This is a genomic window from Caldithrix abyssi DSM 13497, from assembly GCF_001886815.1.
Lineage (GTDB): Bacteria > Calditrichota > Calditrichia > Calditrichales > Calditrichaceae > Caldithrix > Caldithrix abyssi.
This window is the reverse complement of the sequence record NZ_CP018099.1, coordinates 3,968,226-3,982,568: the sequence shown is the minus strand read 5'-3', so window position 1 is coordinate 3,982,568 and position 14,343 is coordinate 3,968,226. Positions and strand designations below refer to the sequence as shown.

Here is a 14,343-nt window from a genome sequence, read left to right as displayed (position 1 = left end):
AACCTCATTTTCCTTCCAGCGCTATGGAAAGGGCGGTTGTTAGTTTTAAAATATCCTTATTCGTTTTTCGCAAGCGATCGGCTAATTCGCCGGCCATATTTTTGAATAATTTCATTCCTAAAGTGTGATCGCGCTCGACAATGGAATCGAACTCCTTTTTGCCAATGCTGGCTAAAATGCTTTCGGTGCGCGTAATAATGCTGGCCGATCTGATCAGGTTATCGCGCAGCATAACCATTTCACCAAAAAATGGGAAATCTTTTTCGCTAAAGTGTAGAAGCGATTTTTCCTGTTTATTAAGCACGGGCAGCCACTCGGGTAAAATTAATGATTTGGATATTTCGACTGCTCCTTTGATTAAAATGAACATCTTATCGCCAACCGATCCTTCTTTCATGATATATGTATCAGGAGGAAATCGTTCCACCTTCATTTCGCTTAAAACGGTTTTTATCTGCTCATTATTTAAATCGTAGAATAAACGAACTTGTTTAAAGTATTGGAGGTTTTTGAGTAAAAACGGATCAATTTTTTGTGATATCATGATTCTTTTCTTTCTAAAACTAAGTAAAACTGGGATTTGGTTAAAACCGTAGAAGCATCCGGCGCCAATTGGGTTTTTACCTGTTTTTCTTTCTCCGTGCCCAGGCCGGCTTCTTTAAATTTGCGCATGATAAACTCGTCGAGATATGAATAGTCTGCGCTCAATAAATTGCTCAGGTCAAACGGTTCGCTTATTTCGACCAGCCCGATTAAGATGTTGGCCGCACACGACTGCTGGCAATATTCTTTGAGCTCCTGATAGGTTTTGCCGATCAAATGCCCGGGCAGCGGATATTGGTTAAGCTGCACCGGCGAATCTTCGCTAAACACCTGCTCCCAGAAGCGCGGCACACCCGGCGCCAGCACATGGTTGGCCAGAATCTGGCCGGTATAAGCGTCGCTGATCACAATTTCATCTGCCCGCGCTTTGTTTAAATGGGCATAATTCTCCGCATCCTGAATATGGGCGATTACGCGAATTTTGGGGTTTAATGTCTTTAACGTGAGCGTGGATAGGATGGTGCGCTCGTCTCCCTTCCCGTGGATGGGATGACTGATGTCGGGCACGATAATGGCCGCCGCCGCGTTTTTAGCCGCTGCCCGCAAAAGTACGCTCTCTTTGGTATAGTCGCCGCGCACAAAGCGCAAATGCAGCCTGTCGTAGCGGGTCAAAAGTTCTTCGATGTTTTCTTCAGGTAGCTGATTAATCAATGCCACGGCAGGAAATTCGTTCGCCCTCTTTTCCAGCAGATTTAATATCTGCTCACAATTGTTGTTCCAGCCGCAAAGCAGGAGATGATCCTTCAATTTTAATTCTTGCAAACCTTTACCCTCCCTTAATTTTTTTGCCACGAAAATGGATGAAATGGTGGCGGTGATGACCGACAGCAGCGCCACGCCGAAAAACATGACCAGAATGGAGATAACCTTGCCCGTAATGGTTGAGGGCACCTTATCGCCGTAACCCACTGTTGAAATGGTGACAAAAAACCACCAGATGCCGTCGCCAATCGACTTAAAGCCTGTGTTGATGCGCGATTCAATCAGGTAAATAACGTCGCCGACGACAAACGCGCTGAGGGCGATGATTATCGCCGCTTTAATGCCTGCGTTTTCCGTAAAAATTCGCCTGTTAGGCAAATATCTGCGAATATTCAAATGACCTCCCATCTTTATTGTTAATGGTCGTCCAATTGTAAAAATTTTGAAGAGGTAGCTAAAATTGATCATTTCTGAAGATTACTGAAACTTAGGTTCAACATACCGTCAGGTCGGTTAACAAAGAAGCGACTGCCGTAAAGTTAAGAAGTGAATTTAAAAGTAGGGGAAACCGCAACGGTAGGCAGGCTAAAGCGCGCGACCGCCTAAAGAGTTGACATCTTTGCGTTTGATTTTACTGGCGCTGGAACCGGTCAACACAAACTGCAAATTTTTATTTTCTTTCAATTAGATGGTGAACGGCGCTTAAAAATTCGGGAACCTTTTGCCGCTCATCTACAATAATCGTCTTGAATTGTGGGGTTCCATGGATCAGATCAATGATTCGTTCGGGACGGGAAGAGTAATTACGAAAGACATCGGGTTTTAATAAATCGATCCACAGAGCATTGGAATAAAATTGTTTTAAAAAGTGGATTTGCCTGTGTCGCGGGGGGCGAATAAAAAATAACTATCTTCAGGCGGTTTAAAAATCTTGGAATGACCATTTCCAGATATCCTGTAATTTTGGAATTACCATTACTAAAATTAATGGAGCGTTACATGGGAGGATCAATTGAATTTTAAATTTTTGCACAATTTACAGCATACTGTTTTCGATCTTCTCTTTTCCAATTCAAGCATCTGTACCTCGTTCACCAGCTAATTTTTATTGGGAACAGGTGGGATTGTACGCGGCTGTTTGGCCAATTGCTGTGCACGGCTTTTTTAGGCGAGATGAAGCGCGGAATTAGAGGATGACTTTAAAACGATGCATCAAACGGATTTTAGCCCGCTGTTTTTCCACGTACAAAGAACCGATTGCCTTGCCCTGCCAGCTTAAGGCGTAATATCCTTTCTCCACGCCCGGCACATTGGTCATGCCCGTATTAAACAGTTCGCGCAATTGTTCTTCGCTTACCGCCAAATGCCGTTTTGTAATCCACCTGCTAAAATATTGGATGCTGTCGTTGGGCAACTTCCAGCCAAAAATACGTTTTTCGCCCAGCAGCAATCCGGCGTTCAAAAAATTTTCCTGGGGAATGTTTTTGATCTGCGTGTTGACCATCCACAGGCGGTCGCGTGTTTTTATGTAGCGATAGCGCTGCCAGGTATCTTCCGGAATGCCCCACTGTTCGGAAATTTGCCGCAAATCATCTTCAACGTCCGGATGGTTGTAAGCCAGGGTTTTAAAGGTATGGTACGTTTTTACGGCTTTATGTCTCCGACCGGTTTTACGCAGTTTGACGACAAAGAAACCTTCCATTTCGTGCAAATGGGGCAGGATGCGAATGGCTCTGGTCATGTCTGGCGTAAAGCTTTTGTTTTGATATTCGGTCAGGCCGGGCAGGAACAGCTTATGGATTTCAGGCGCGATCTCCACGATTTCCAGCGGATAATGATCGAGCATAAACTGGATGAGTTCTTCGTTTTCTTCCGGAGAGATGGAGCAGGTGGAGTAAACCATTTCGCCGCCTACTTTTAGAGCTTTGTAGGCAGAAACCAGCAACTGGCGCTGTTGTTCTACAATCTTAGCCAGGCGCTTTGCCGAGAGCCACGAATACACTTCGGGATGGGAATGAATGATTCCCAGAGCAGAGCAGGGGGCGTCTAACAACACTTTGTCGAAATATTCGGGCAGAATATTGCCAATGCGTTCGCCGGGCTGGCGGTAGATGGCATAATTGACGGAGCCGATGTTTTGAATGTTGGTGTTCAGGGCCTGAATGCGCTTCATGGAAACGTCGTTTAAAACCAGAAAGCCGGTGTTATCCATCATGGCGGCCATCTGCGTGGATTTGGAGCCGGGAGAGGCGGCCAGATCCAACACCTTGTCCCCTTTTTGCGGATTTAAAACCACGGCCGGTAGTTGAGACGACACGCCCTGGTAATAAAACTTGCCCAAAAAAAAGTCCAGCGTCTGGCTTAAAGGCATATGGTCGTCTTCGATGATCAGGCCTTCGGGATTAAAGGAAACCGGGCGAAATGGAACGTTCCACTGTTCCAGCCGTTTTTTGACCTCGGCAACGGTGGTTTTGATGGTGTTAACGCGGATGGCCCGCGGCTCCGGCCTGGCATTCCAGAAACGTGTGATCTGATCTCCCAGCAGATCCTTAAGATAGGCTTTCAGAAATTTATTTTCTCGTTCCATCGATCGCTGCTTTTTACTCATTATTTTAAAGACTAACGCATATTAAGCGCCGGGCGAGCAATGGCGCTGCGAATTCGGTTATAGTACCAGCGCAACATGCGGTTGGAATTGACATGGATCAGAGCCAGAAAGAATTCTTTACGGATTACATATTTAGAGATTTTAATCTTTTCCGAACCTAACAGCGATAAGGTATTGCGTTGAATGAGTTCCAGAGTGCGCAAAGCCCAGAATAAAGGTAAGATGCAAAACAGGCGAATGCGTGTTTCTCCCTTGGGGATGGTCAGGGTGTAATCCAACGCTTTGTCCAGATGATTGACGGCATCCTGAATGAGCTCGTTAAAAAGCTGCTGAGCGCGGTCGGCGTTTTCTTTTTTAAAGATGCTTTCGCGCGTTAGCTGATATTTGTGCAGGAGCTCATCCGGAATGTAGGATTGCCCACGTCTTAAATCGGCGGCAGTGTCGCGGATGATGTTGACCAGTTGCAGGCCCTTGCCAAACGATTCGGCCAGTTGTTCGAGGCGATGTTTTACCATGGGCGTTATTTTGCTGGAATAAAAGTAAAACAATTCGGTAAGCAGATAGCCGACGGTGCCTGCCACATAGTAGGTGTATTCGTCTAACTCTTTCATCGATTTCAAAAAGCTGAATCGTCGTTTTTGTTTGGCCTGAGCGTATTTGCGCATGCCCAGCGACATCTCAGCCACCCACCGGGCAATATGGCCCTGCATGGCGACAGAAAAAGAACGGAATACATCCATCAGAATGGGCAGGTTGTGTGTTAATTTTTCGTCTTCGGTTTGTTGCGGCAAATGCTGAAGCAGGGCCAGCAATTGCTGATAGGCTGTAGAGTCGTTTTGAGCAAAAATGTTGGCGTAGAGAGTTAGCATGTGTTTTTTTTGATCTATGGTTAAGTCAGGGCTATCTTCAATTGTATCGGCAACGCGGCATAAAAGATAGGCCACGGTTACGGGCAAACGCAATCCTTTGGGTAGTCTTCTGATAGTCGGCGCAAACGTGCGCGATACCCGCGGGAGAACATTTTCGCAATATTCAATTTTTTTATCCATTTTTAACTCCGTGTTTAAACTGCCTGAATTTAGTAAATAATCGGCTAAAGGGAAAATTTCTTTTTTTTGACGACTCTGATGAGATATGTAATTTTTTCACGGCTCTCTCCAGCCAGGGAGGCTGTTGCATGGGGGGGAGGAATTAATGCTTATATTCTCCGATATTGATAATTTTTTCTCATTCTTAAGCGTTGGGCAAAATATAGAATTAAAAACGCCAAAATATTCTTTGAAAATAAAATTAATAGATCATCTTTTTCTTGTGATGCTGTTATAAACGCTGCTAAACGTTTCCCTAACATATTTTTAAATAGAACATTAATATTATGCCCAATACACATTAACGTAAATTCACTACGAACATTATTAAGACCAGATAAGGAAAATCCACGATAGCCTAAATTATGCTTCAAGTTACCAAAAACAGGTTCAACTGTCACCGAACGCTTTTTTAGTCGTTCCTGCGCCGCTGAAGTTTGTAACTTTTTCGCCATACGTTCGCAATAACTCTCATTAACTGAACGATGGATTTGCTTAACTTTCTTTTTACTGGAAATGCATAAATTAATTAAGGGACAGTCCTGACAATCATTGGAACGATATACGATCCGTTCGCTATTCCTCTCAACTGGAAAAAGCTTCTTACCCGTCGGACATTCATAGTAATCTCCCTGTTCATGATACACAAAATCACTTCGTTTTAGTTTTCTTTCTTCTTTTTGCAATTCTTCCTTGGAGGTTGGTGTCTCCTTTATCGAACGATTGGATAACTGGGGATCGGCTATTACGGCATCAATCTGCTTTTCTTCCAATTCTTTTAGGTCTGTGCTATTGTGATAACCGGAATCGGCCGTGTAAGATCGCTTATCATCTGAACCAAGATTCTTCTCTACTTGTTCTTGAATCGGTATGAATTGACCCTGGTCGTTGGGCTGGCTTACCACTTCATGGGCTACAATTAAATGACTGGACATATCTACGCCTAATTGTGCGTTATAACCCGGCCCATCCACCGAAGGCATCATGCGGGCATCCGGCTCTTTTACATTTATTTGATGTCTTGAACGATGTTCTGATTTGAGCTGTTTCTTACGCTCTTTCAATTGGGCTTTACGTTCTAATATCTCTTTCTCTAAGCGCTCAAGCCGTTCTTTCTCCGCTCGAAGAGTTTCTAAATCTAATTCATCCGTGGCCCCCTGTTCTACAAAATTACAGCGCTGCATGTATTGCTTGATCTCTGCTCTTAACTTCTCTATACGTTTGTCTAATTGATCCTCAGTGTAGCCATGACGCTTACTGCTGTGCGCTTTGATTTTCGTGCCATCTATGGCTATCTGGTTGAAACTACTTATGCCTTCGGCCTGGGCAATTAAAAGTATCTCTACAAAATATTGGTCTAATAAATCCAAATGTGCCTTGCGAAAACGACTTAATGTACTATGATCCGGATGCTGATTCCCAGTGATATAAATGTAGCGCGTATCATATTTACACAATTCCTCCAGCTTACGGGTGCTGGTAATGCCGTTACTATAAGCATAAAACCATAAGGCAAGCATCATGTCTGGGGCATAAGAATCACCGCCTTGCGAACTATAACGGGAATAAAGTGCACTTAAATCAAGGCGCGAAACCAACTCCACTACAAATCGACTCTTTGGATCGTCTCTGGCAAAATCTTCCACACTATAGCCAAAGAGATTCATTTGTGAGCGATTATAAGTAATAAAACTCATGGAATTCCTTTGTTATTACTTGTTTTATCTGTCGCCCAGAATTTACAAATTTTTTGAATTTTACTCAAACTGAATTTGCAACAGCCTCCAGGGCGGGAATAAATGACAGGCGGCGACCAATGAAGTTTGAACCATGATTTACTTAATTTAGAGATTTCCATGATTTGCTTTTTGTACTTACAAAATTTCGCCTTAAAATTGAGTGTGAACTTTCACGAGAAAAAAAATCAAGTTAATCCTGTAATCATATTAATCAAGGTTCAAACACTATCTCCAAACTTCCAGGGTAGCAAAAACGCAACGCGCGCGAGGTAATTTTCTCGCAGATTACGCCAATCATCGCAGAAAAAAATCAAACAAATTATTTTAAGAGACCACAGAGAGCTCAGAGAAGTCACAAAGTCGCAAAAACTATATTAAATTAAAAATAGTTTCAATTGCCCTCACCCTCTTGATCTCCTTTTCCAAGAATAAAAGTCTGGGAGAGGGGAACGCTGAAAGTGGACAGTTGCCATTCAACCATTCAACCATTCAACCATTCAACTAATCAACTATTCAACCAATCCAGCAGCACAAAAATTTTCGCACGCTAAGGCATTACATTTTTTGCAGGAAGTATCCTAATCGCTGCGCCATGACAGACCGATGTCTATTCAATCATTCCCCCCGCTAAACTCTGCACAAAAGGCCCTTCAGGTAAAGGCTTTCGGGAATGTGTAATTTGATGGGGTGGTCGGGCGCCTGAGACAGCCATTGCAAAATTTGCGCTTCGCGGTTGGCCTCAAGGGCGGCGTCTGCAACGATCTTTTGAAACAAATCCATTTTCATCAAACCAGAGCAGGAAAAGGTAAACAACACGCCCTCCGGCCGCAACAGTTCAAAAGCCAGGCGGTTGATATCCTTGTAACCTCTGCTGGCGCGCATGAGATGGTGTTGGGAATCGACAAATTTAGGCGGATCCAGAATAATCAAATCAAATCGCCGCCCTTCCGTGTGGTAGCGGCGCAGCTGGCGGAACACATCCGCCTTCACGTTTTCGTAGCGCTCGCTTTTAAATTGGTTGAGTTTAAAATTTTTTTCCTGCAGTTCCAGTAAACCGGCCACATCTTCCAGATTGGTTACATGTTTTGCCTCGCCCTTTAAAGCGGCCAGCCCAAAACCACCGGTGTAGGCAAAACAGTTGAGCGTTTCGCGGTCGGCGCTCCATTGACGCACCAGGCGGCGATTAACGCGCTGATCCAGATAAAAGCCTGTTTTGTGGCCCCTTTTCACATCCACTAAAAAACGTATTTCTTGTTCGTTAATTTCCAGCAGATCTGGCGGTTCCTGGCCCGCAAGCAAACCCCTGGTCGGCGTCAGTCCTTCTTTTTTGCGCACATCCACATCCGAACGTTCGTAAATGCCTTGCGGCTCAAGCAGTTTTTGCAGTAGATGCACAATGGTCTTTTTCCAGTGCTCGGCGCCGGCGCTCAAAAACTGGCAAACCAGAAATTGGTTGTAGCGATCCACAATGATTCCCGGCAGGCCGTCCGCATCGGAAGCTATTAAACGCATGGCCGTACTTTCTCGATCAATACCCGACGTGCTGCGTAAACGCAGAGCCTGTAAAAGACGCTTTTCGAAAAAGGTGTTGTCAATCGCTTCGTCTTGCTCAAAGCTCCACATCCGGACTACTATTTGTGAACGGGGGGAGTAAGCTCCCCGACCTAAAAATCTGCCCTGCCAATCCTGAACGGCGACCGTTTCTCCGCTTTGCGGTTGGCCCTCAACGCTTTTAACGGCTCCGGAAAAAATCCAGGGATGTTTGCGCAAAAGCGATTTTTCACGGCCTTTTTTAAGAATAACGGTTTTCATAAGTTTAATCGATTTTCCTTTTGTGTTTGTTAATGGTCGATCATCTCTGCCGGCTTGCAATTTGTGGTAAGCTCAAGAGGAACAGAGGAGCAAGCCCGGACAAAGCCTCGCACGGAAAATTTACCGCAAAACGCTTAACACAAAGAAGGCGCAAAGAAGCATTACGTCGCTTCTTTACGCCTTCAAATCTAAACTTTTTGATCATGGCTTGTGGTAATTAAAAATTCTCTTAAATGTTGTTAGTGTATCTGAATATAATCGCTTAACACATGAGCCGTTTCCACAATGTAAAAATCTTCTTTGTCGTCATGGCCCGATTTTTTATGGACTTTTTTAAGCTCCTTTTTAAGCGCGTCGCGTTCTTCCCGCTCTTTTTTTCGCTTTTCGATATTCAGAGAAACTACGTTTTTTTCCCGCTCTTTTCTTAAGTTTTCGATTTCTTTGAGTATCAGGCGGTACTCTTCGCTGTTTTGAACGCGCGCCTGGTGCAATTTATTTAAACGGGGCAGTATTTTATCAAGAAGCGGATCAACCGGTTCATAGTTGGCGGGGTCAATTTCGTCCCATGGCAGGGCGTTTTTTTCGCTACGTTCGCCGATCTCCATAACGTCGTAGCGCGTTGGTATGCGGATGTCGGGCAACACGCCAACCATTTGCGTACTGCCGCCGTTAATGCGGTAAAACTTGGCAATGGTGAATTTTACCTGTCCCAATTTTTCCTTAGAGTGGGGAAAGAAGCGGGAAATGGGCACAATGTTTTGCACCGTTCCTTTGCCGAAGGTTTGCGTTCCGACAATAATGCCTCGTCTGTAGTCCTGAATGGCGGCGGCAAAAATTTCTGAAGCCGAGGCGCTAAAGTGATCGACCAGCACGGCCAGCGGACCGGTATAAACTACCTTTGAATCAAAATCGCGTTCAATCTTTACACGATTGCGAGAATCGCGCACCTGCACCACCGGCCCCTTTTCGATAAACAAGCCGGTTAGGTCCACCGCTTCGGAGAGGAACCCGCCTCCATTGCGTCGCAGGTCGATAATCACGCCGTCCACATCCGCGCCCTGCAGTTCTTTAAGCAGGCGTTCCACATCGCGCGTGGTGCTGGCGTAATCTTCCTTGCCCTGCCGCATGGCTTCATAATCCAGATAAAAATCGGGAATATTGATTACGCCAAAGCGGTATTTTTTACCGTTGTGTTCAACTTCCAGTGTGTCGCTTTTTGCCGCCCGATCCGAGAGTTTGACTTTATCGCGCGTCAGTGTGATGGTCACCGGCGGATCGGAGAGCGCGGCGTCAGCCGGAATAATTTGCAGGCGGACTTTAGTGCCCTTTTTGCCGCGGATAAGCTGCACCACGTCGTCAATACGCCAGCCAACCACATCTACCAGTTCGCCGTCTTCGCCCTGGCCAACGGCAATAATTCGGTCGTTGGGGTGTAACAGCCCGCTGCGATCGGCCGGGCCGCCCGGAATGATTTCTACGACGGTGGTGTAATCATCTTCCGTGCGCAAGCTGGCGCCAATGCCTTCTAACGAAAGGCTCATACGAATTTTGAAATCTTCGCTGGTTTTGGGCGACATGTAATTGGTGTGCGGATCAAAGGTGGAGGCAAAGGCATTCATGTAAATCTGAAAAACGTCTTCGCTTTCGGTTTTGAGCATCTGTTTTTCCATGTTTTTATATCGCTTTTCCAGACGCTCTTTGATGGCCTCCCAGTCTTTGCCGGCAATTTTTAAAGAAAGCGCTTCGTTTTTCAGACGTTTTGACCACAAAGTGTCCAGCTCCGCTTTGGTCTCCGGCCAGGGCGCTTCTTCCCGATCCACCTGAAAAGAATCCTCGCCCGTAAAATTAAACGGCGTTTGCAATCGTTTTTTAACAAAGTTCAGTCGTTCGGCGTAGCGCGTCATAAAGCGATTAAAAATGGCATAGGCCGCGCGTAAATCGCCGTTGCGCAAAGCTTCATCCAGCGAATAACGATATTTTTCAAATTCATCGATATCGGATTTTAAAAAGTAAAGTTTTTGCGGATCCAGCATCTCCAGGTAAAAATCGAACATCTGGCTGGAAAGTTCGTCGTCCAGTTGTTGCTTTTTGTAATGCATCTTCGGTAAAAAGAACGATACCGCCTGCTCCACGCGCGGGTGAATGGGCAATGGTTCCAGCACGGGCGTATTGCCCTCCTCGTTCAGCGAGGAGATGGTAAAGGCCGTAAAAGCAAACAGAGAAGTGGCCGTGAGTAATATGAGCAAATTGACAAATTTCTTCATGAAGCTCCCTCAAAAGTTTTGAATACTCAGACTAAAGTTTAAAAATATCAAGATTGTACTTAATCAGGCTTATTTTTACGCGCCTATTGACCTAAGTTTTTTCATTGCCGTTAAAAACGGTGTTGTAAATCCAGGTTGTTTAATAGCCTTCTACTGAAATGCAGAGCAATAGGGCGCAGCATTATTTTTACAATCGACTGTTTGCATGGATTATAAAAAATCATAACACGCTTCTCAGTATTTTTCAGCCATCTGTTTAATGGCATCCCATATTTTAAGCGGCAGACGTTTTGTTTGCCGTCGCCTTTAATCTTTTCCGTTTATTCATCAATAATAGCAATTAAAGTAAAAAATGCAAAAAAAGTTTCATGACCGCGCCTGTTCGGGCTTTTTTGATGTTCGGATTAATTGGATCAAACTTAACGATAAGACGCTTAAGACCGCGCCGAACAGAAAGGGGATTTTGTAATCCAGCATCCACAGCAGGCCGCCAAGCACCGGGATAAAAACGGCGGCAATGTGGTTGACCGTAAAACCGAAGGCCATGGTAGGCGCAATGTCTTTAGGATCGCCTATTTTTTGAAAATAGGTACGGATGGCGATGGCAAAGTTAAAAAAGATGTGATCCAGAATGTACAGCAAGGCGATGACCCAGCGATTTTGGACAAAGGCATAGGCCAGAAAGATGAAGATCAAACTGAAATATTCCACAGAGAGCACTTTGCGCTCGCCAAAACGAATGATGGCTTTGCCGATTAAAGGACTTAAAAAATAGTTGATCGTATTATTAACGATAAACAGAACGGTTACTTCGCGAATGGAAAACTGGAATTTTTTAACCAGCAAAAACACGGCAAAGGCCACAAAAATCTGGCGCCTTGCTCCGGCTAAAAAGGTTAATGCGTAGTACAACCAGTACTTCTTTTTTACGATCATCTTTTTATGTTGAACCGGTAAGTTTTTATCTACCGGATCCTGCAGCAAGGCCCACAGGGCAATGAACACAATAAACAGGCCGCCAGTTAAATAGAGATTGCGGTAGCTGAGCAAATAGGTTAACAGGTAAATGAACAGCCCTGCCACAATATTGGAAGCCGCGCTGATGCTGCGAATTTTGCCAAACACCCACGGCGAGGTCTGCCGGTCGAAATATTGCAACGTAAGGGACTGGTTGGTCGTCTCGTAATAATGAAAGCCAAAGCTCATGATCAGGGTGGTAACGATCAGTCCAGTAAATGAAGGGAAAAAGCCGGTGAGCCCCACGCCCAGTCCCAGAATCAAAATGGAAAGGGCCGAAAGTTTGTGCTCGGCAATCAACTTAAGTAAAAAGATGGCCAGCAGGGCTAAAAAGCCCGGCACCTCGCGGACGCCCTGAATAATGCCAACATGGTTGCCGCCCAGGTGTGCAACCTCCACGGCAAAATTATTAAACAAAGTCCGCCAGATTTGCAAACCGGCCGTGGAAGCAATGGTCAGCACCATCAGATAGCGAAACATCGGATTTTTTTTAATTTGTTCCTTCAAAGACATTCCATTAACTTTTAGTCCTACACGTTGTTTTTAATGGTGGTGAAATTTGGGCTTTTTGATCATAAATTGCAAAAAATGTTTTACGTTCAAGCAATCTGGAGAAGCATCATGGCCGGAAATAGTTGAAGCAAATACCAACGGCAGGTTCATTAAACACGACAAAGCGGAGCTTGCGCTGTCGGAACTTTTTGGTCGGGCATCCTGTGCAAACGGTTTCAATGGTTCGCCCGGGATTTGGCGGTAAAAAGCAAATATCGATTTTGCTTTGTGCGGAGTCGCCGGCTATTTTATTCTTTAAAAATGTAACTTTTTGATCAAAATGCACGTATTATTTAAACAGCAAAAAAAGTGACCTAACCGTGGAGTTGTTAGATGTTTCGTTCCATTAAATTCATACTGGCGTTTATGCTTGGCCTGTCATTTACTCTGCCGCTTTGGGCGCAAAAAACAAAAAACTACGAAAAAATATTTTCCATGCCCGAAATCGAGCGCAGAGCCAGCGAAAAATACATCCGACAAACGGAGCTTCCCACACGCCGTTATCAGGATGATTTAATTATTCAGGCCCGGGACACCGTGAATTACAACATTTTGCTCAACAAGGGCGATTTGCTGATACAGGGCGTTGTAAACGGCGATGTGGTGGTTTTGTTTGGCGACATCCGAATCGAATCGTTTGCCGTGGTTAACGGCAATGTAACGGCCATCAACGGTAAAATCCGCCAGGAAGCGCAAAGCACGGTTACCGGCAACCAGATTGAGACCAATTTGAAAAACCTTTTTCCCGCGCGGGAATTTGGCAAAGACTACGACGAAGACATCCTGGAAAAATATCTAAGCCGCTACACCAGGCCGTATGGTAGCAGCTACAGCAGCCTGACCGTTCGCAGCCAGAAGGAATCCGATTTGCTCTTTCGTTACAACCGCGTGCAGGGCGTTTTTCTGGGCGTTTCCATTCCCAAAATGCTGCCTCGTAAACAGCGTTACCTGTCTGTTCATGGATTTTTGGGCTACGGCTTTTCCGATCAAAAGACGCGTTATGAGCTGGCCGTGGACCACTGGTTTTTTAGCCCGGATACATTTCGCTTTGAACTGGGCGCCGCGCTTTACGACAAAATCGAAAGCAAGGACACCTGGCTGATCTCTTCGCTGGAAAACACGTTAGCCGCTTTCTTTTTAAATGACGACTATCTGGATTATTACCAGCGCAAGGGCTATGAACTTCATGCCAGTCAGAATCTAACTGCCCATTTTAAGGGCCTTGTGGCCTACCGTAACGACCGGTACTACAGCGTGGTTAAGACGACCGACTGGGCGTTATTTAAAGACGACGACCGTTTTCCGGACAATCCGCAAATAGACGCCGGACGGATGCGCAGCTGGTACGGCGAATTATCCTGGGATACGCGCAGCAATCCTCAACTTGCACGTAACGGTTCTTTGGTAAAGCTGAGCGTGGAAAGCTCCACCAAAAAGATGAAAAGCGATTTTTCTTTTAACCAATATATTTTCGAATTTCGTAAATATCAAAGGCTGGGGCCCTGGGAGCGGCTGGATGTTCGCCTTAAAGCAGCCACTTCGGAGGGCGTTGTTCCTCTGCAAAAACGATTTCATCTCGGCGGCATAAGCACCTTACGCGCCTTCAATTACCGTTCGCTTAATGCCGGCGGTTTCGGCGGCGATCGCCTTTTGCTGCTCAATCTGGAATACTTCATCAATCCGCGCCTATTTCACTTTCCGGTGGTATTTGGAGACGACTTCCATTACGTGGTATTTTTCGATATGGGCCATGTCTGGAATCGGGCAGACGTAGCGCAAAAGGACGGCTGGAGCGAAGGATTTGAACACCTGCAGTTAAAAGATTTCAAAAGCGATTTGGGAATCGCTTTAACCAATGCTTCCGGGAGATTCAGATTAAACATCGCCAAACGACTGGATACCTCGCACAAAGCCTGGAAAGTGTCGTTTAGAATCAATAAACCTTTTTAGAAGGATAA

General features: G+C 45.2%; 9 protein-coding genes. 1 reads left to right on the top strand and 8 read right to left on the bottom strand.

Translation table 11 applies throughout. The features are described from left to right. Window positions 1–4 precede the first annotated feature (4 nt). The 8 genes from Cabys_RS15590 to Cabys_RS15555 form a co-directional block, all read right to left on the bottom strand. On the bottom strand, window positions 5–544 hold the full coding sequence (locus Cabys_RS15590; protein WP_006927095.1) for a cyclic nucleotide-binding domain-containing protein: 540 nt from the start codon (window positions 542–544) through the stop codon (window positions 5–7). Next, on the bottom strand, window positions 541–1,701 hold the full coding sequence (locus Cabys_RS15585; protein WP_006927094.1) for a potassium channel family protein: 1,161 nt from the start codon (window positions 1,699–1,701) through the stop codon (window positions 541–543). The genes Cabys_RS15590 and Cabys_RS15585 overlap by 4 nt, the downstream gene beginning before the upstream one ends. A gap of 790 nt (window positions 1,702–2,491) precedes the next feature. After that, window positions 2,492–3,892: an RsmB/NOP family class I SAM-dependent RNA methyltransferase gene (locus Cabys_RS15580; RefSeq protein ID WP_006927093.1), complete on the bottom strand. Its 1,401-nt coding sequence runs from the start codon at window positions 3,890–3,892 to the stop codon at window positions 2,492–2,494. A gap of 32 nt (window positions 3,893–3,924) precedes the next feature. After that, complete coding sequence (locus Cabys_RS15575) at window positions 3,925–4,962, bottom strand: phytoene/squalene synthase family protein (protein ID WP_006927092.1); 1,038 nt, start codon at window positions 4,960–4,962, stop codon at window positions 3,925–3,927. A gap of 149 nt (window positions 4,963–5,111) precedes the next feature. Beyond that, window positions 5,112–6,698, bottom strand: a complete 1,587-nt coding sequence (locus Cabys_RS15570) for an IS1182 family transposase (protein ID WP_006926562.1) — start codon at window positions 6,696–6,698, stop codon at window positions 5,112–5,114. A gap of 669 nt (window positions 6,699–7,367) precedes the next feature. Further along, window positions 7,368–8,552, bottom strand: coding sequence for a class I SAM-dependent rRNA methyltransferase (locus Cabys_RS15565; protein ID WP_006927090.1), 1,185 nt, complete (start codon window positions 8,550–8,552; stop codon window positions 7,368–7,370). Between the two features lie 239 nt (window positions 8,553–8,791). Next, complete coding sequence (locus Cabys_RS15560) at window positions 8,792–10,816, bottom strand: carboxy terminal-processing peptidase (protein ID WP_006927088.1); 2,025 nt, start codon at window positions 10,814–10,816, stop codon at window positions 8,792–8,794. 366 nt (window positions 10,817–11,182) lie between these two features. Beyond that, entirely contained in the window at window positions 11,183–12,346 is a 1,164-nt protein-coding gene (locus Cabys_RS15555) for an MFS transporter (RefSeq protein WP_006927087.1), read from the bottom strand. Window positions 12,347–12,718: 372 nt separating this feature from the next. Here Cabys_RS15555 and Cabys_RS15550 point away from each other — a divergent pair, with 372 nt between their 5' ends. Next, complete coding sequence (locus Cabys_RS15550; protein WP_006927086.1) at window positions 12,719–14,335, top strand: DUF5686 family protein; 1,617 nt, start codon at window positions 12,719–12,721, stop codon at window positions 14,333–14,335. Window positions 14,336–14,343: the final 8 nt, after the last annotated feature.

Coding starts and splice junctions, on each gene's coding strand:
- Cabys_RS15550 (WP_006927086.1), top strand. CDS start 12,719: ATGTTTCGTTCCATTAAATTCATACTGGCGTTTATGCTTGGCCTGTCA.
- Cabys_RS15590 (WP_006927095.1), bottom strand. CDS start 544: ATGATATCACAAAAAATTGATCCGTTTTTACTCAAAAACCTCCAATAC.
- Cabys_RS15570 (WP_006926562.1), bottom strand. CDS start 6,698: ATGAGTTTTATTACTTATAATCGCTCACAAATGAATCTCTTTGGCTAT.
- Cabys_RS15575 (WP_006927092.1), bottom strand. CDS start 4,962: ATGGATAAAAAAATTGAATATTGCGAAAATGTTCTCCCGCGGGTATCG.
- Cabys_RS15560 (WP_006927088.1), bottom strand. CDS start 10,816: ATGAAGAAATTTGTCAATTTGCTCATATTACTCACGGCCACTTCTCTG.
- Cabys_RS15565 (WP_006927090.1), bottom strand. CDS start 8,552: ATGAAAACCGTTATTCTTAAAAAAGGCCGTGAAAAATCGCTTTTGCGC.
- Cabys_RS15580 (WP_006927093.1), bottom strand. CDS start 3,892: ATGGAACGAGAAAATAAATTTCTGAAAGCCTATCTTAAGGATCTGCTG.
- Cabys_RS15555 (WP_006927087.1), bottom strand. CDS start 12,346: ATGTCTTTGAAGGAACAAATTAAAAAAAATCCGATGTTTCGCTATCTG.